Origin of the sequence: Lysobacter terrestris, assembly GCF_014489475.1 — a bacterium.
Lineage (GTDB): Bacteria > Pseudomonadota > Gammaproteobacteria > Xanthomonadales > Xanthomonadaceae > Agrilutibacter > Agrilutibacter terrestris.
The window spans coordinates 2,299,690-2,317,235 of record NZ_CP060820.1 but is presented as its reverse complement, the minus strand read 5'-3'; the positions used below and the strand labels follow the sequence as shown (position 1 = coordinate 2,317,235).

The 17,546-nt window shown below is 68.7% G+C and carries 14 protein-coding genes; 3 read left to right on the top strand and 11 right to left on the bottom strand.

All coding sequences use genetic code 11. The features are described from left to right. Positions 1-6: 6 nt before the first annotated feature. Positions 7-1,410: a glutamate--tRNA ligase gene (gltX, locus tag H8B22_RS10715; RefSeq protein ID WP_187711414.1), complete on the bottom strand. Its 1,404-nt coding sequence runs from the start codon at positions 1,408-1,410 to the stop codon at positions 7-9. A 218-nt stretch (positions 1,411-1,628) separates the two neighbouring features. On the opposite strand from gltX, the gene lpxH reads away from it, so the two are divergent. Then, complete coding sequence (gene lpxH, locus H8B22_RS10710) at positions 1,629-2,360, top strand: UDP-2,3-diacylglucosamine diphosphatase (RefSeq protein WP_187711413.1); 732 nt, start codon at positions 1,629-1,631, stop codon at positions 2,358-2,360. Positions 2,361-2,445: 85 nt separating this feature from the next. Here lpxH and H8B22_RS10705 read toward each other — a convergent pair whose 3' ends face one another. The 8 genes from H8B22_RS10705 to serA all read right to left on the bottom strand — a co-directional run bounded on the left by H8B22_RS10705 (position 2,446) and on the right by serA (position 10,951). Then, on the bottom strand, positions 2,446-2,817 hold the full coding sequence (locus tag H8B22_RS10705) for a COG3650 family protein (protein ID WP_187711412.1): 372 nt from the start codon (positions 2,815-2,817) through the stop codon (positions 2,446-2,448). A 155-nt stretch (positions 2,818-2,972) separates the two neighbouring features. Continuing rightward, positions 2,973-3,803, bottom strand: coding sequence for a ferritin-like domain-containing protein (locus H8B22_RS10700; RefSeq protein WP_187711411.1), 831 nt, complete (start codon positions 3,801-3,803; stop codon positions 2,973-2,975). Between the two features lie 146 nt (positions 3,804-3,949). Next, positions 3,950-5,425: an amidophosphoribosyltransferase gene (purF, locus tag H8B22_RS10695; protein ID WP_187711410.1), complete on the bottom strand. Its 1,476-nt coding sequence runs from the start codon at positions 5,423-5,425 to the stop codon at positions 3,950-3,952. Between the two features lie 18 nt (positions 5,426-5,443). Beyond that, complete coding sequence (locus H8B22_RS10690) at positions 5,444-6,187, bottom strand: CvpA family protein (protein WP_187711409.1); 744 nt, start codon at positions 6,185-6,187, stop codon at positions 5,444-5,446. 49 nt (positions 6,188-6,236) lie between these two features. Next, a complete protein-coding gene (locus H8B22_RS10685; protein WP_187711408.1) occupies positions 6,237-7,238 on the bottom strand; it encodes an SPOR domain-containing protein in 1,002 nt (333 codons plus the stop codon). A gap of 112 nt (positions 7,239-7,350) precedes the next feature. Further along, positions 7,351-8,670 (bottom strand): bifunctional tetrahydrofolate synthase/dihydrofolate synthase, encoded by a 1,320-nt coding sequence (gene folC / locus H8B22_RS10680; protein WP_187711407.1) that lies wholly within the window; start codon positions 8,668-8,670, stop codon positions 7,351-7,353. Positions 8,671-8,738: 68 nt separating this feature from the next. After that, positions 8,739-9,383, bottom strand: a complete 645-nt coding sequence (locus tag H8B22_RS10675; protein ID WP_187711406.1) for a histidine phosphatase family protein — start codon at positions 9,381-9,383, stop codon at positions 8,739-8,741. Between the two features lie 2 nt (positions 9,384-9,385). Further along, a complete protein-coding gene (serA, locus tag H8B22_RS10670) occupies positions 9,386-10,951 on the bottom strand; it encodes a phosphoglycerate dehydrogenase (protein WP_187711405.1) in 1,566 nt (521 codons plus the stop codon). A gap of 295 nt (positions 10,952-11,246) precedes the next feature. On the opposite strand from serA, the gene H8B22_RS10665 reads away from it, so the two are divergent. Further along, on the top strand, positions 11,247-11,645 hold the full coding sequence (locus tag H8B22_RS10665; protein ID WP_187711404.1) for a DUF3224 domain-containing protein: 399 nt from the start codon (positions 11,247-11,249) through the stop codon (positions 11,643-11,645). A gap of 141 nt (positions 11,646-11,786) precedes the next feature. Here H8B22_RS10665 and H8B22_RS10660 read toward each other — a convergent pair whose 3' ends face one another. Further along, positions 11,787-13,982, bottom strand: a complete 2,196-nt coding sequence (locus H8B22_RS10660) for a S46 family peptidase (RefSeq protein ID WP_187711403.1) — start codon at positions 13,980-13,982, stop codon at positions 11,787-11,789. A gap of 90 nt (positions 13,983-14,072) precedes the next feature. Next, positions 14,073-16,256, bottom strand: a complete 2,184-nt coding sequence (locus tag H8B22_RS10655) for a S46 family peptidase (protein ID WP_187711402.1) — start codon at positions 16,254-16,256, stop codon at positions 14,073-14,075. Positions 16,257-16,422: 166 nt separating this feature from the next. Between H8B22_RS10655 and tdh the strand changes: the two genes are divergently transcribed. Continuing rightward, positions 16,423-17,457: an L-threonine 3-dehydrogenase gene (gene tdh / locus H8B22_RS10650; protein WP_187711401.1), complete on the top strand. Its 1,035-nt coding sequence runs from the start codon at positions 16,423-16,425 to the stop codon at positions 17,455-17,457. Positions 17,458-17,546: the final 89 nt, after the last annotated feature.

The window sequence follows — 17,546 nt, the reverse complement described above, 5'->3', positions numbered from 1 at the left end:
CCTGATTTAGGCCCCGACGGGCAGCTTTGCAAGGGCCGCGTCGATGCGCGCCACGGCTTCGCCCTGCCCGGCCAGGTACACGGTGTGCGAGATGTCCGGGCTGACCTGGGTGCCGGTGATGGCCACGCGCAGCGGCTGGGCGACCTTGCCCATGCCGATGCCGAGCGCTTCGGCGGTCTCGTGCAGCGCGGCGGCGACCGATTCCGCCGTCCACGACGCGAGCCTGGCCAGGCGCTCGCGCGCATCGGCCAGCGGCGCCTGCGCGGCGGCAGTGAGGTACTTGGCGACGGCGGCATCGTCGTACTGCGTGAGCGGCTGGAACCACACCGCGGCGCGTTCGGCCATGTCCTTCAGCGTCTGCACGCGGTCGCGCAGGGCGACGACGATGTCGGCGGCCTTCGGGCCCTTGGCCAGGTCGTAGCCGTTGTTCAGCAGGTGCCACTCGAGGTGCTTCGCCACGTCGTCGGGCGCGTCGCTCTTGAGGTACTGCTGGTTGAGCCAGCCGAGCTTGGCCGGATCCAGGCGCGAGGCCTTCGCGTTCACGTCCTTGAGGTCGAACAGCGAGGTCATCTGCGCGATCGAGAAGATCTCCTGGTCGCCGTGCGACCAGCCCAGGCGCACCAGGTAATTCAGCAACGCATGCGGCAGGTAGCCCATCTCGCGGTACTGCATCACGTCGGCGGCGCCGGTGCGCTTGGACAGCTTGGCGCCGTGCTCGTCGAGGATCATCGGCAGGTGCGCGAAATGCGGCACCGGCTTGCCGAGCGCGCGGTAGATGTTGATCTGGCGCGGGGTGTTGTTGACGTGGTCGTCGCCGCGCACCACGTCGCTGATCTGCATGTCGATGTCGTCGACCACGACGGCGAAGTTGTAGGTCGGGTAGCCGTCGGAACGGAAGATCACCAGGTCGTCGAGTTCGGTGTTGCTGATCTCGATGCGGCCCTTGACCTTGTCCTCCCACGCCACGACGCCGTGGAGCGGGTTCTTGAAGCGGATGACGCGGTTGGGATCGTCGCGGAAGCCAGCGTCCTGCTCGCGGTACGCGCCGTTGTAGCGCGGCTTCTCGTTCGCAGCCATCGCGGCTTCGCGCATGGCTTCGAGTTCTTCCTTGGTCTCGTAGGCGTAGTACGCGTGGCCGGATGCGACCAGCTGTTCGGCGACCTCCTTGTAACGCGCCAGGCGGTGGGTCTGGTAGATCGGGCCTTCGTCGTAGTCCAGGCCCAGCCACTGCATCGCGTCGAGGATCGCGTCGATCGCCGCCTGCGTGCTGCGCTCCTGGTCGGTGTCCTCGATGCGCAGGACGAACTGGCCGCCGTGGCGGCGCGCCTCCAGCCAGCAGTACAGCGCGGTGCGCGCGCCACCGATGTGCAGGTAACCGGTGGGGCTGGGGGCGAAGCGGGTGCGGGTCATCGTGGTGCTCGGGTACGGCGGCGGAAGCGGCAATTTTAGCGGAGGCGGACGGCCCCGGCCCGGCGTCGCCTAAAATGCGCCCATGACCACCCTCTTCATCGCCGACCCGCCCGCGAACAGGCTTCCGTTATGCCAGGGCTGAAGCCGCGCGCGCGGCCGACGGTGGTGAACAATGGTGTCAGGATCAGAACGGAAAAACGCAGTCCTACAATGCCCGCATGACCACCCTCTTCATTTCCGACCTGCACCTCGATGCCGAGCGCCCGCAGGTCACCGAGCTGTTCGGCCGTTTCCTGCGTGAAGAGGCGCGTGGCGCCGATGCGCTGTACATCCTCGGCGACCTGTTCGAGGCCTGGGTCGGCGACGACGACCCCTCGGAAACCGGCGCCTTCGTCGCGCGCGAGCTGAAGGCGGTGGCGGGCGCCGGCGTGCCGGTGCGCTTCATCCGCGGCAACCGCGATTTCCTGCTCGGCGATGCCTACGCGCGCCGCGCCGGGATGGCGATCCTGCCCGACCCCGCCGTGGTCCTGCTGTACGGCGAGCCGACCCTGGTCATGCACGGCGACACGCTGTGCACGGACGATGTCGCCTACCAGCAGTTCCGCGCGCAGGTTCGCAATCCGGCGTGGCAGCAGCAGTTCCTGTCGCAGCCGCTGGCCGCACGCCTCGCGTTCGCCCAGCAGGCGCGCGCGGCAAGCAAGGCGCACCAGGCGGGGCTGCAGGACAAGGGCACGATGGAAACCATCACCGACGTGTCCGCGCCGACCGTGGCCGCGACGCTGGCGCAGTTCGGCATCGGCCGGGTGATCCACGGACACACGCATCGACCGGCGATCCACGAGCTGGACATCGACGGAAAGCCGCATCAGCGCATCGTGCTGGGCGATTGGTACGACCAGGGGTCGGTGCTGCGTGTATCGAAGGACGACGCTCGGTTGTCGTCACTGTAGGGTGGGCTCAAGCCCACCGCTTTGCATCTCATCCGACGGCAAGCGCTTGCTCGCGCGGTGACCGTCGTCGGCAGGCGAGCCCGCCCTACTTCGCTGCTTCGCCGCAGCCCTTGTAGGTCGTGTCGCCGAGGATGAAGGTCGCCACGTAGTCGTAGCGGTTGTCCGACATGCCGTCGCTGCATGCACCCGGGGTCAGGCCCAGGTGGAAGTCGCGCTCGCCGTCCTTGCCGATGAAGACGAAACCGGTGAGCGACGGCACGCGGCGGCCATGCATGGTCGTGCCTGCCTGGTTCTCCGGCGTGGAGAACACCAGCGTGTCGCCATCCACGCGCGCGCTCCAGAACGGCTCGGTGCCGAAGCCGCGGAAGGCCAGCACCGGTGCGTGTTCCTGGCCCGCGGCGCGCTTGCCCTGCGGGGTTTCCGGCGCGCTGGCCGGAGCCGTCGTGTCACCACTCATGCCGGAAGCCTCCTTAGCTGGGGCGTCGCCGGCGGGCGTCGATGTATTGCGCGGGCAGGCGCACAGAAGCAGGACGGCGGCCAGCAGGATGGTCGAATGAGAAAGGCGCATGGATACGGCTCCATCGGGACGGCCGCATGCTGGCGGCGGGACTGTTAGCGGGCGGTGACGCCTGCGGCCGCGGCGGCTTCGGCCTGCAGGCTGTGCAGTTCGTCGGCGTCGAAACCGGCTTCCAGCCGCGCCGCGGTATTGAACGGGCCGTGCAGCACCCCGCCGGCGTATTCGCGCAGCAGTTCGCGGAAGCGCGCGCGCGGCTCGATGCCGGCGCGTTCGCAATACCAGCGGTACCAGCGCGAACCGGCCGCGACATGCGCGACCTCCTCGCGCAGGATCACCTCGAGGATGTCGGCGGTCGCGGCATCGCCGAGCGAGCGCAGCTTCACGATCATGCCCGGGGTGACGTCCAGCCCGCGCGCCTCGAGCACGCGCGGCACCAGCGCCATGCGCGCGAGGCCATCGTGCGCGGTCTTCTCGGCCATCTCCCACAGGCCGTTGTGCGCGTCGAAGTCGCCGTAGTCGTATCCGAGCTGCTGCAGGCGTTCGCGCAGCATCGCGAAGTGGCGCGCTTCATCAACGGCGACGCCGACCCAGTCGGCGTAGAACGCCTCGGGCAGGCCGCGGAAGCGGTACGCGGCGTCCCACGCCAGGTCGATCGCGTTGAACTCGATGTGCGCGACGGCATGGATGAAGGCCGCCAGGCCTTCCTTCGAACCGAAGCCGCGGCGCGGCAGTTCGCGCGGGTGCACCAGCTGCGGCCGTGCGGGGCGGCCGGGCATGCGGATGGGTTCCGGTGCCGGGGCGTCGCCGCGTATCGGCAATTGGCCGCAACGGAAGGCTTCCGCCGCAGCGAAACTGCGCGCGACCTTGTCCTCGGGCGACGCGGCGTCGAGACAGGATCGCGCGACTTCGAAAAGCGACTTACTCATCGTCTTTGATCGTCATCCCGGCGAATGCCGGGATCCAGCTCTCGGGTTTCAGCCCAGCCCGTGTCGTTGATTGGCGAAGCAACGTCAAAGGCTGGATCCCGGCATTCGCCGGGATGACGACAATATTGCGAATCCCGCGCAAAGCCCTACGACGCGCGCCGGGTCTTCTTGGCCTCGTCCGAACGCAGCTGCTTGATGCGGTCGAAGTAGCCTTCCTCGATGCCGGTGACGTACTCGCCGTTGAAGCAGGACGAGTCGAAGTGCTCCATGCGCTGCTTCGGTCCGGACACGGCTTCCTCGAGATCGGCCAGGTCCTGGTAGATCAGCCAGTCGCAACCGAGCAGCTTCTGCACTTCTTCCTCGCTGCGATCGTGCGCGACCAGCTCCTCGGCCGACGGCATGTCGATGCCGTAGACGTTGGGGAAGCGCACCGGCGGCGCCGCCGAGGCGAGGTAGACCTTGCGCGCGCCGGCGTCGCGCGCCATCTGCACGATCTGCTGCGAGGTGGTGCCGCGCACGATCGAGTCGTCGACCAGCAGCACCACGCGGTTGCGGAATTCCAGCGGGATCGGATTGAGCTTGCGGCGCACCGACTTCGCGCGCTGGCCCTGCCCCGGCATGATGAAGGTGCGGCCGACGTAGCGGTTCTTGATGAAGCCTTCGCGGTACTTCACGCCCAGCACGTTGGCGATTTCCAGCGCCGCATCGCGCGAGGTGTCCGGGATCGGGATCACCGTGTCGATGTCGTGGTCGGGCATCAGGCGCAGGATCTTCTCGCCGAGCTTCTGGCCCATGCGCATGCGCGCCTTGTGCACCGAGATGTTGTCCATCATCGAGTCGGGGCGCGCGAAGTACACGTATTCGAAGATGCACGGGGTGTGCACCTGTGCCGGCGCGGTCTGCTGACTGAACAGTTCGCCGCGCGCGGTGACCACGATGCATTCGCCCGGTCCGACGTCGCGCACGCGCTCGAAACCGAGCAGGTCGAGGGCGACGGATTCGGAGGCGACGGCGTATTCGTCGGTGGCGCCGTTCTTGCCGGCGCGCTTGCCCAACACCAGCGGGCGGATGCCGTGCGGATCGCGGAACGCGACCAGGCCCAGGCCCAGCACCGAGATCACCACCGCGTAGCCGCCGATGCAACGGCGGTTCACGCCTTCGATCGCCTTGAACACGGCGTCCGGCGTCAGCGCCTTCTGCAGGCTCAGCTCGTGCGCGAACACGTTGAGCAGCACTTCCGAGTCGGACTCGGTGTTGACGTTGCGCAGGTCCTGCTCGAACACCTCGCGGCGCAGCTTGTCGGTGTTGATCAGGTTGCCGTTGTGCGCCAGCGCGATGCCGTACGGCGAATTCACGTAGAACGGTTGCGCCTCGTCCGAACCTTCCGAGCCCGCGGTGGGATAGCGGCAATGGGCGATGCCGAAGCGGCCCTGCAGCAGCTGCATCGCGTCCTCGTCGAACACGTCGCTGGCCAGGCCGTTGCCCTTGTGCACGCGCAGCTTGCCGCCGTCGGCAGTAGCAATACCGGCCGCATCCTGGCCGCGGTGCTGCAGCACCGTCAGGCCGTCGTAGAGCTGGGCGGCGACATCCGTGTTGCCGACGATTCCGAGAATGCCGCACATAGCGATGAACCTTTGTTGTCAGTGGACCCGCTTCGCGTCCGGCTGCGGGCCATTCGCGGGTGGATCCGGGGTAACCAGTGTTGGATCCGCCGGCGGCGTCTTGCGCGACGCTGCCGGCGGCAGGATTTGGGGCAGTGCGTCCGGCAGCGCACCAGCGGACAGCCTGCCGTCGGACAGCACGTCCGGAATTGCCGCGGGCAAGCCTTCCGGCAGCACCCGCTTGAGTTGTTGCGCCTGCGTCTGCACCTGCGCCTGCAGCGAGCCACCGCGGCCTTCCAGGTCCACCCGCTGCGCCATCCACGGCGGCAGCGCGCCGCGCATCCAGTGCGCCACCGGCGACAGCAGCGCGACGCCGGCGGATTCCTGCCACGCGCGCTTGCCGGGGATGCTGGTCAGGCCCAGCAGCAACAGCAGCACGCAGGCGAAGAACAGGCCGCGCACCACGCCCAGGCCGAAGCCGAACAGGCGATCCACGCCCGACAGCCCGGCCTCGTGCGCGAGCCGGCGCACGAGCAGCCCGACCAGCGCCACCGCGATCCAGACGACGGCGAAACTGAGCGCATAACCGCCCAGGTATTCGCCCCAGCCCAGCTGGCCATCGGTGACCAGGCCCTGGCCCACGTCGCCGCCGAACAGATATGCGGCCAGTCCCGCCAGCAACCAAGCCACCAGCGACACCACCACGCCGATCATCCCGCGCAGCAGGCCGAGCAGGCCCGACACGCCGACGACCAGCAGCAAGATCCAGTCCAACGCCGTCATGGCTTGTTGCTCCTACATCCCTTGCCTGCCACGCCCGGCGCGAATCGCGTTACGGGTGCGGCTTCACGATCGCGTCGCCGATGCCCAGCTTCGCGGCCACCTGGGCCTTGAGCTGGTCGGCTTCGGCGCGCGTCAGCACCGGCCCGACGCGCACCCGGCTCAGCACGCCCTTGTCGGTGCGCACGGATTCGACGAAGGCGCGCAGGCCGGCGGCGCGTGCGCGGTCGCGCAGCTTGGTCGCTTCCTCCGCACTGGAGAACGCGCCCAGCTGCACGGCGAAGCCGGTGCCGGCGGCCGCGGGCGCGACGGGCTTTGCAGTCGTCGCGACCGGTGCCGGGGCAGCCGGCTTCGGCGCCACGGGCTTGGCCGGGGTCGGCGCGGTGGGCTTGGGCGCGGCCGGACGGGTTTCGGCGAGCGGCTCGGGCCTGGATACCGGCGCGCTGGCGGCGGCGATGGGTTGCGAGGCGGCCGGTTGGGCCGGCGCAGGCGACGGCGCGGCGGTGGCCGGGCTGGCCGCATCCGCATTCAGCGCGATCACCTTGGCGCCGACGTCGTCGCGCACCTGCGCGGCGCGCAGGCGCGCGGATTCGGCATCGGCCTGCGTGGCAAACGGGCCGATGCGCACGCCGTAGAGGGCGCGACCCTTGTCGCTCACCGCTTCCTGGTAACCGGGCAGCTGCGCGTTGCGCAGTGCGGCGACGACCTTGTCCGCGTCCGCGGCGGTGGCGTAGCGGCCGAAGGTCACCGCGTAATCACCGCCCGCGGTCGCCGCCGGCTGCATGCCGGTGGACGCACCATCCGCGGCCGTGGCCTCGGGCTGGCTCGCATCCATGCCCACCACGCCGCTGGTGGGCGCCGCACCGGGCGCGACCAGGGGCAATTCACGGGTCTGCAGGCTGCCGTCGCCCTGCGGGGCCGCGGGGAGGTCGAGGGGGACATCGGAGACGCCGCTTTCGGGCGCCGGGCCCTTGATCAGCATGGGCAGGAAGATCACCGCCAATGCCACCAACACAACTGCACCAACCACTCGCTGCTTCAGGGCGGGTTCCATCGAATCGGGGGCCTCGGGGGAATGCGCGGGAATTATAGACTGCCGCGCATACGCTCAGCCTGAAGCCGGATTCATTCGCTGGCGTACGGAACGATCGCGCGAAGCCGGAGCGTCAGCTGCGCGCGCCTTCGAGCCCTGCCAACGCATCCGCGGCCGTGTGGAACGAGCCGAACACCAGGACCCGGTCGCCCGCGGCGGCCTGCTCGAGCGCCGCATGGATCGCCCGTTCCACCGTGGCATGGCGCGCACCATCGCCCGCGGCGGTGCCGGCGAGCCGCGCGGCGAAGGCGTCGACGTCGACACCGCGCGGTCCATGCTCGGCCAGGCCCGCCAGGTGCCAGGCATCGATCCGCCCGGCCAGTGCCTCGACCACGCCGCGCACGTCCTTGTCGCCGAGCGCGGCGAAGACCGCATGCGTGCGCCCGGTGGTGGGCGCCGTCGCCAGCCAGCGCGCCAGCTCGCGCGCCGCCTGCGGGTTGTGGCCGACGTCGACGACGACTTCGACGTCCTTGCGCATGAAGCGCTGCAGGCGCCCGCGCATGTGCGCCTGCGCCACGCCTGCGGCCACCGCGGTTGTCGGCAGCGCCTTGCCCAGCGCACGCAGCGCGGCGATCGCGGTGGCGGCATTGCGCAGCTGCGCCGGCGCGGCCAGCCGCGGCAGGGGCAGGTCCTGCAAGGCGCGGCGGGTCTCGCGCCAGGTCCAGTGACCGGCCGCGGGCGGGGTCGCATCGGTGGGGCTGAAGCGGTTGCCCGGGCCGTCCGCGGTGTCGAAGAAGAAATCGCAACCGGCGCGCAGCGTGTTGGCGCCGATGGCATAGGCGTGGCGCAGCACGCTGGCCGGCGGATCGTCATCGCCCAGCACCAGCGGCTTCCAGGCGCGGGCGATGCCGGCCTTCTCGAAACCGATCGCCTCGATGTCGTCACCGAGGTAGTCCTGGTGGTCGAGGTCGACGGTGGTGATCACCGCGACGTCAGGATCGACCAGGTTGGTGGCGTCGAGGCGGCCGCCGAGGCCGACTTCGAGGATCGCCAGGTCGAGCTTGCTGTGCGCGAACAGCCACAGCGCGGCGAGCGTGCCGTATTCGAAGTAGGTCAGCGGGGTGTCGCCGCGCGCGGCTTCGATCGCGGCGAATGCGGCGACGAGCGCGGCGTCATCGGCATCGAGGCCGTCGATGCGCACGCGCTCGTTGTAGGCGAGCAGGTGCGGCGAGGTGTAGGCGCCGACCTTCCAGCCCGCGGCACGCGCGATCGCCTCGATGAAGGCGACGGTCGAACCCTTGCCGTTGGTACCGCCGACGGTGATGACCTTCTTTGCCGGCTTCTTCAGGCCCAGGCGCGCGGCGACTGCGCGCACGCGCTCCAGGCCCATGTCGATGGACTTGGGGTGTTGGCGCTCGATGTAGTCGAGCCATTCGGGAAGCGTTTTCGGCATGGGCGCATTGTCCTTCTCCCCGCTCGCGGGGAGAAGGTGCCCGAAGGGCGGATGAGGGGGCTTTGGGTTCACAACGCCCGATGCACCGCCTCCCCGAACAACGCCGTGTGATGGCTGCAATCGTTGAGCCGCACCACCTCGAGGTGATCGACGTCCGGTCCCTCCAAAAGATTCAACGTCGTCGGCGCCTGCCGGAACGACCACAGCTTCGCGAGCGGCACGCCGAGGATGCGGCACAACAGCACGCGGTTGACCGCGTCGTGCGCGACGACCAGCAGCGTCTGGTGCACCCCCAGTCCGTCGCAGGCGCGCGCGAACGCGGGCCAGGCGCGATCGAGCACGTGCTGCAACGATTCGCCCTGCGGCATCAGCACTTCGTGCGGGGCGTGGCGCCATGCATGCATCAGGTCGGGATCGCGTTGGCGGATCTCCTCGGCAAGCAGGCCTTCCCACGTGCCGTGCGCGATTTCCTTGAGGCCATCGTCGAGTGTGAGCATCGCCGCGCGCTCTTCGCCGAGGGCGAACTGCGCGGTGCGCGCGGCGCGCACCAGTGGCGAAGCGACGGCGCGATCGATGCGCACTTCGGCCAGACGTTCGCCCAGCGCGCGCGCCTGCACCTCGCCGATCGGCGAGAGCGCGATGTCCTCCTGGCCCTGGTAGCGGCCTTCGGCGTTCCACGGGGTTTCGCCGTGGCGTGCGAGCAGGATTTTCATGCTTACACCTGCTGCAGCGAGAGCACGCCGGGCGTGGCGCGCAGCGTATCGAGCTGCTTCTCGCCCAGCGGCTGGTCGACGGTGATCGCCGCGCGCGCCTGGCCGTCACCGGCCGCGCCGAGGGCGAAGTTGACGATGTTGATGCCCGCCGCGCCGAGCAGCGAACCCACCGTGCCGATCATGCCGGGGCGGTCCTCGTTGCGCAGCAGCAGCACGTGCGCCTGCGGGTCGAACTCGATTTCGACGCCATCGAGGCGCACGACGCGCGGGCCGCGATGCAGCGTCGCCTCGATCTCGCGCGGCTTCTTGCCGCCTTCGACGCGGATGCGCAGCAGGCGGTCGAAACCGTCGCCGTCGCCGCCCACGGTTTCGGCCACGACCAGGCCGCGCCCGGCGGCTTCCTGCAGCGCGTTCACCGGGGTGACGCGACCGGAATGCGTGCCGAGCAGCGCGGCGACCAGCAGGCGCGTGAGCGGGCGCGTGTCGAGCGCGTCGGTGCGGCCGGCGTAGGTGACGGTGAGCTTGGTCGGCGCGTCGACCAGGCGCGAGGCGAGCTTGCCCAGCGAGGTCATCAGCGGCATCCACGGCCCGACTTCACGCGCGGCCTCGGCGGTGAGCGGCGGCAGGTTGACGCAACCGGCGACCGCGCCGGTGGCGGCGAAATCGATGATCTGGCGCGCGAGGATCGTGCTCACGGCCTGCTGCGCTTCGCTGGTCGAGGCGCCCAGGTGCGGGGTGAGGATCAGCTTGGGGTGCTTGCGCAGCGGCGAATCGCCCTGCAGCGGCTCGGTGGCGAAGGTGTCGAGCGCGGCGCCGGCAATCTGGCCTTCGTCGAGCAGGCGCAGCAGCGCGGTTTCATCGACCAGGCCACCGCGCGCGGCGTTGATGATGTACGCGCCCTTCTTCATCGCGCGCATGCGCTCTTCCGAGAGCAGGTTGGTGGTTTCCTTGGTGCGCGGGATGTGCAGGGTGACGATGTCGGCCCAGGCCAGCAGTTCGTCCAGCGTCTTCAGCGGCACGCTGCCCTTGCCCGCCACCGAGGCCGGCAGGAACGGATCGTGCGCGGCGACTTCCATGCCGATGCCCTGCGCCTTGCGCGCGACGGTGCCGCCGATGCGACCCAGGCCGATCACGCCGAGCTTCTTGCCTTCCAGCTCGAAGCCGGTGAGGCCGGCCTTGGGCCACTCGCCCGCCTTCATGCCGGCGTCGGCGCGCGGAATGTGCCGCGCCAGCGCGAACAGCAGCGAGATCGCGTGTTCGGCCGCCGCGAGCGTGTTGCCATCGGGCGCGTTCATCACCGCGATGCCCTTGGCGGTGGCGGCATCGACGTCGATGGTGTCCACGCCGGCGCCGGCGCGGCCGATCACCTTGAGGTTGGGCGCATTGGCGAGCGCCTCGGCCGGCACCTTGGTGGCCGAGCGCACCAGCACGGCGTCGACATCGGCGAGGGCCAGGGCGAGGACCTGGGGGTCTTTAATGGGGTCGGCGGCCACCAGCACGTCCCAGCCCGCGTCGCGGAACAGGGCCAGACCGTCTTCGTGGATGCCATCGCAGGCCAGTACTTTCATCGCAAGCTCCTAGTGAGGTGGGAGCGCGGAAAGCCTGCGAGCCGGCACAACGTGTGGAACCTGCGGCGTCGGGCAACGATGGAACCATTGCGGGACGCGTGCGTCGCACGAGGCGTGGACGCGGTGTTACTCACGGGTCGGGAGACGGGGCCGGCTGGCATGGGAATCCGCGACGGGCACAGCCTAGCAGAGGCCGGGCGCGGATTCGCAATGGTTGCTTATGAAACGAGCCCATGAAAGCGCATACAGAGGACGCGTACGATGCCGCTTCCTTCGCATAAGGATCCCCGAACCCATGAGCCAGCAGGCCAAAGGCCCGTTCGACGTGAAACGCACGGCCATGGAGAGCGTCGATGCCGGCGGCGAGGCCAGCTTCGGCCGCATCCGCTTCGAGAAGCGCTTCCATGGCGACCTGGACGCGACCAGCGTGGTGGAGATGCTCAGCGCCGGCAATCCGGCCTCGGGCTCGGCCGGCTACGTCGCGGTCGAACACGTGACCGGCACGCTGCAGGGCCGCCGCGGCAGTTTCATGCTCCAGCACAGCGGCACGCTGGATCGCGGTGAGGCTTCGCTGGTGGTGAGCGTGGTCCCCGACACCGGCACGGATGAACTCGCGGGACTGCGCGGCAACCTGCGAATCGACATCGCCGAAGGCGGCGCGCATTCCTACACCTTCGATTACGCGCTGGATTGAACCCGTAGCCCGGATAAGGCCGCAGGTCACATCCGGGGGCGCGAATTGCCCCGGGTCGCTGCGCTTACCCGGACTACGCACCCCTACAAACAAAAACGGGCCGGCAAATGCCGGCCCGTTCCATTGCAGCGAAGCGCGCGCTTACTTCGCCGTACGCGTCGCCTTCACGCTGCCGCCGACGCCGAGTTCGGACAGCAGCTGCGGCGCGCCGTAGGCTTCCTGCATGATCCAGCGCATGTAGCGCGCATCGACCGCGATCATGCGGGTCATCACCGGGTCGAACACCCAGTTGCTGCTCACCGATTCCCAGTTGCCGTCGAACGCCAGGCCGACCAGCTTGCCGTGCGCATCCAGCACCGGCGAACCGGAATTGCCGCCGGTGATGTCGAGGTCGGAGAGGAAGTTCACCGGCACCGTGCCCAGGCGCTGGTCCTGCAGGCCGCCGTAGCGCTTGCCGGCGATCGCATCGAGCTGCGCCTTGGGCGCGTCGAACGGCTCGGTGCCGGTCGCCTTGGCGGCCACCTGTTCCAGCGTGGTGAATTCGGCCTGCTTGCTGCCGTCGCTCTTGGTGTAACCCATCACGTTGCCGAAGGTGATGCGCAGCGAGGAATTGGCATCGGGATAGACGAACTCGCCCTGGCTCTGCTTGTAGTTGGCCAGCGCCTGCAGGAACACCGGGCGCGCGACCAGCGCTTCGCCGGCGCGGGTCTTCGCATCCTGCTCCAGCTTGAGCAGGGTCGGCATCACCGCGATCGCGTAACGGATGGCCGGATCGTCGCTGGCCTCGAACGCGGCGCGATCGGCGCCGTACCACTTCATGCGCTCGTCGAGGCTGCCGAGCCTGCTCTTGCCCAGCGTCGCCAGCGCGCGCTGCACGGCGGCTTCGTCATTGCCGCCCAACCACGTGTCGACGGCCGCGACGTGCTGCGTCGCCGGCAGCTTGATGTACTCGTGCAGCCAGTACGCCTGCAGTTCGCGATCCATCTCCGGGTGGTAGCGACGCTCCATCTGCTTGAGGCCGCCTTCGAACGACGGCATGTCGCGCTGCTGGTAGCCCTGCTCGCGTTCGGCATCCGGCTTCGCCTTTTCGATCGCGAGGCGGTACAGGTCGACCGCGCTGCCGACGACGCCCTGGCCGTTGAGCTGGCGGAACACCAGGTCGCGCTCGCGCGTGGCGCGCGCGGTGTCGCCCAATGCGATCAAGGTGTCGTGCGCCGTGAGTGCGGCCTGCCCCGACTGGCCCTGCTTGCGCAGCCAGCCGAGCAGTGCCGTTTCCTCGTCGTGCTTCTGCTTGGCGGCATCGATGCGCTTGAAGCCGGCGAGCTGGCCGTCGTAGTTCTTCATCGCGTTCTGCCAGCTGCGCACGGTGCTGGCGTACTTCACGGCGATGTCGGGATTCTTCTCGCCAGCGGCGAGCACCATCGCGACCAGCTGCTTGTAGTGGCCGCCGACCACCGGATAGGTCCAGCCCGCGGTGTCGTCGAATTCGCTGGCCAGCGTGTAGCGCGACGTGCGGCCCGGGTAACCGGCCACCATCACGAAGTCGCCGGCACCCAGCGGCTGGTCCGCCAGCTTCAGCCAATGCTTGGGCTGGTACGGCACGTTGTCGGCGGCGAACGCGGCCGGCTTGCCGTCCTTGCCGACGTAGGCGCGGTAGAAGGAAAAGTCGCCGGTGTGGCGCGGCCACATCCAGTTGTCGACTTCGCCACCGTAGTTGCCGATCGCGCCGGGCGGCGCGTAGACCAGGCGCACGTCCTTGATCTCGATGTTCTTGAACAGGCGATAGGTGTTGCCACCCAGGAAGCTGTAGAGGCGGCAACGGTAACCACCACCGGCTTCGCAATCGGCGATCAGCTGCTTCTCCAGGGTGTCGAGCGCGAGCGTGCGCGCGAGCGGCGTCGGCGCGTTGGCGATCGCGGCCTTGGCTTCGGCGGTGACGTCGCGGATCGAATCGAGCGCGTAGATGCGCGCGTTCGGACCGGCCGAGACTTCACCGGCCGGGTTGGCGGCGATGAAGCCGTCCTTGATCAGGTTGTTTTCCGGCGTCGAGTTGAGCTGGATCGCGCCGTAGGCGCAGTGGTGGTTGGTGACCACCAGGCCTTGCGGCGACACGAAGCTGGCGGTGCAACCGCCCAGCGACACCACTGCACCCATCGGATCGCCGGTGAGATCGGCCAGCTGCTTCGGATCGAGCTTCAGGCCGGCCTTCTTCAGCGGCCCGGCGATTTCCGGCAACTGCTGCGGCACCCACATACCCTCGCCTGCCTGCACGCTACCGAACGCCGCGAGTGCGACCACACCCATGCTTACCGCACCCGCCAACAGATTGAGACGCATCACTTACACCCCTTCAGGTCACTTGGGCATCGCCCGTTGCATTGCGTCGCCGTGTCGGACACGGCTCGTCTTCTTTCAGAACTCACCGACTCATTCCGCCGGCAGCTGCATTTCCCGCAACAGGTGCGGCGCCGGGTACACCTTGGCCAGCAGCCACCGCAGGTAGCGCATGTCGACGTGGATGGCGCGCTTGTAACGCGGATCGAACATCCAGCTCGCGCTCACCGCTTCCCAGTTGCTGTCGAAATTCAGGCCGATCAGCTTGCCGTGCGCGTCCATCACCGCCGAGCCGGAGTTGCCACCGGTGGTGTCGAGGTTGGTGAGGAAGTCGACGGTCTGGGTCTTAAGACTGGGCTCGGCGGTGGTGCCGAAGTCGCCCTTGGCGATCGCCGCAAGCAGCGGTTGCGGCGCGTTGAACGGTTCGCTGCCGGTGTGCTTCTCGACGATGCCCTGCACCGTGGTCAGCGGGCGGTAGCGCACGCCGTCGCGCGGATCCATCGCGCTGACGCGGCCGTAGCTCACGCGCAGGGTCGAGTTCGCATCCGGATACACCGCGCGCCCCTGCGACTTGCGGTAGCCGATCAGCGCGCGCATGTAGGCCGGACGCAGGCGCAGCAGTTCACCATTGCTGGCCTTGCTCTCGTCCTCCAGGCGCAGAAGCGCCGGCAGCAGCGTGGCCGCGGCCTGCAACAGCGTGTCCTTCGAATTCGACAAGGCCGCGCGGTCGGCCTGCATCGCGGCGAGGCGTTCGTTCTCCGCGCCGAGCTTCGTGCCCGAATACAGCGCATCGAGCTTCGCCTTCAACTGCGCCGGCGTGCTGCCGAACACCGCGTCGAACTCGGGCACGTGCTGCGCCGCCGGCAAGGCCTGGTACTGGCCGACGAGTTCGGCCAGCAGCGCCTTCTCCACGTCCATCGCATAGCGGCGCTGCACCTGCCTGAGCTGGCCGCTGACCAGCGCTTCGTCGCGCTGCTGGTAGCCGCCCTCGCGCTCGGCATCGGGCTTGGCGCGCTCGAACGCGAGTCGCTGCAGCGACACCGCCGAGCGCAGCAGCTGGGTCTGGCTCACGATCACGCCCAGCAACTGGTCGCGCCCGCGCATCGCCACGCCCTTGTCGAGCACGGCCTGGGCCGCGGCGATGTCGGCCTTGGTCGCGACGACATCGGACTGCTGGTCGAGCCAGGCATACATCGCGGTCTCGTCGTCGCGACGCACGACCACCGCGTTGCTGCGGCGCAGGCCATCGAGCTCGCCCTGCGCGCGCTTCAGGCTGTTCTTCAGGCTGCGCACCTGGTTGGCGTAACTGACGCGCACGGCTTCATCCTTCGCCGCCGTGGCTTCGATGACATCGACCATGCGCTGGTACAGGGCCACGCGCGACGGCAGCTGCCATTCGACCTGGTTGGCGAATTCCGAGGCCATGCGATGGCGGAAGGTGGTGCCGGGATAACCGGCGAGCATCGCGTAGTCGCCTTCCTTGAGGTTCGCGGTCGACACCTGCAGGTGCGCCGGCGGCACGTACGCCACGTTGTCGGGCGAATAGTCGGCCGGCTTGCCGTCCTTGCCGACGTAGGCGCGCAGCAGGGTGAAGTCGCCGGTGTGGCGCGGCCACACGAAGTTGTCGACTTCGCCGCCGTAGTTGCCGATGTCGTTCGGCGGCGCGTAGACCAGGCGCACGTCGCGCAGTTCCAGCTGGCGTACCCGGTAGAAGTCGGTGCCGTAGTACATGTTGGCGACGCTGCAGCGCGTGCCGGGTTCGCGCTCGCATTCGGCGACCACGGCCTTGGTCGCCCTGTCGACGGCATCGAAATAGGCGCGGCCCTGCTGGCCTTTCGCTTCGGCGAGGATGCGGTCGGTGACGCGATCGAAGCCGGTGGTCACCAGCACGCGGTAGTCGGGATTGGCGGGCAGCTCGGCGCCGCGATCGGCGGCGATGTAGCCGTCCCTGATCAGGTCGCGCTCGCTGCCGTCAGACTGCTTACCGCTGTTGTACTGGACGACGCCGAACGCGACGTGGTGGTTGGTCAGCACCAGCCCTTCGTTGGAGACGAACGCGCCGCTGGCGCCACCGACCTTGACGATCGCATTCATCGGCGGCCTGGCCAGCTCGGCCAGGTCGCGCGGATCGCCCTTGAAGCCGGCGGCCTTCATCTGCCGGGCGATGTCGGGCAGCTGCGACGGCATCCACATGCCTTCGTCGGCACGCGCCGTCGCTTTGAACACGAGCGGCAGCGCAAGGGAAACGGCCAACAGACGGCGGCGAATGGTCGGCATCGAGGGGCAAGGTGCGTTACGGGCGGCCCGCGACGATAGGCGAAGCCGCCGGGTCGCGGCAAATCGCCCGGGCAGGCAAACCGCGCAGCCGGTCGCGGCGCGGGCCGGGCGTATAATTTCGGCCCTCACGCCGCCCCTCTAGCGGCTCCCCTGCAGGGCAATCCCCATGTCGCAAACGATGAAGGCGCTGGTCAAGCGCGAAGCCACCAAGGGCATCTGGATGGAACAGGTGCCGGTGCCCACGCCGGGCCCGAACGAAGTGCTGATCAAGCTGGAAAAGACCGCGATCTGCGGCACCGACCTGCACATCTACCTGTGGGACGAGTGGAGCCAGCGCACGATCAAGCCGGGCCTGGTGATCGGCCATGAATTCGTCGGCCGCGTGGTCGACATGGGCCCCGGCGTCACCGGCTACAAGGTCGGCCAGCGCGTGTCGGCCGAAGGCCACATCGTCTGCGGCCACTGCCGCAACTGCCGCGCCGGCCGCCAGCACCTGTGCCCGAACACCGTCGGTATCGGCGTGAACCGCAACGGCGCCTTCGCCGAATACATCGTGATGCCAGCGTCGAACCTGTGGCCGATCCCGGACCAGATTCCGTCGGAGCTCGCCGCCTTCTTCGACCCCTACGGCAACGCCGCGCACTGCGCGCTGGAATTCGACGTGGTCGGCGAGGACGTGCTGATCACCGGCGCCGGCCCGATCGGCATCATCGCCGCGGGCATCTGCAAGCACATCGGCGCGCGCAATGTCGTCGTCACTGACGTCAACGACTACCGCCTCAAGCTCGCCGCCGACATGGGCGCGACGCGCGTGGTCAACGTTGCCAACACGTCGCTGAAGGACGTGATGAAGGACCTGCACATGGAGGGCTTCGACGTCGGCCTTGAAATGAGCGGCAACCCGCGCGCCTTCAACGACATGCTCGACTGCATGTACCACGGCGGCAAGATCGCGATGCTCGGCATCATGCCCAAGGGCGCCGGCGCCGACTGGGACAAGATCATCTTCAAGGGCCTCACCATCCAGGGCATCTACGGCCGGCGCATGTACGAGACCTGGTACAAGATGACGCAGCTGGTGATGGGCGGCTTCCCGCTCGGCAAGGTGCTGACCCACCAGCTGCCGATCGATGAATTCCAGGAAGGCTTCGAGCTGATGGAATCGGGCAAGGCCGGCAAGGTCGTGCTGAGCTGGAACTGATATCGCCACCGGCGATGTCATCCCGAGCACCGCGAGGGATCTGCTTCAACCGGCATCGCGGCACGCCATGTCATCCCGCGCCTAGCGAG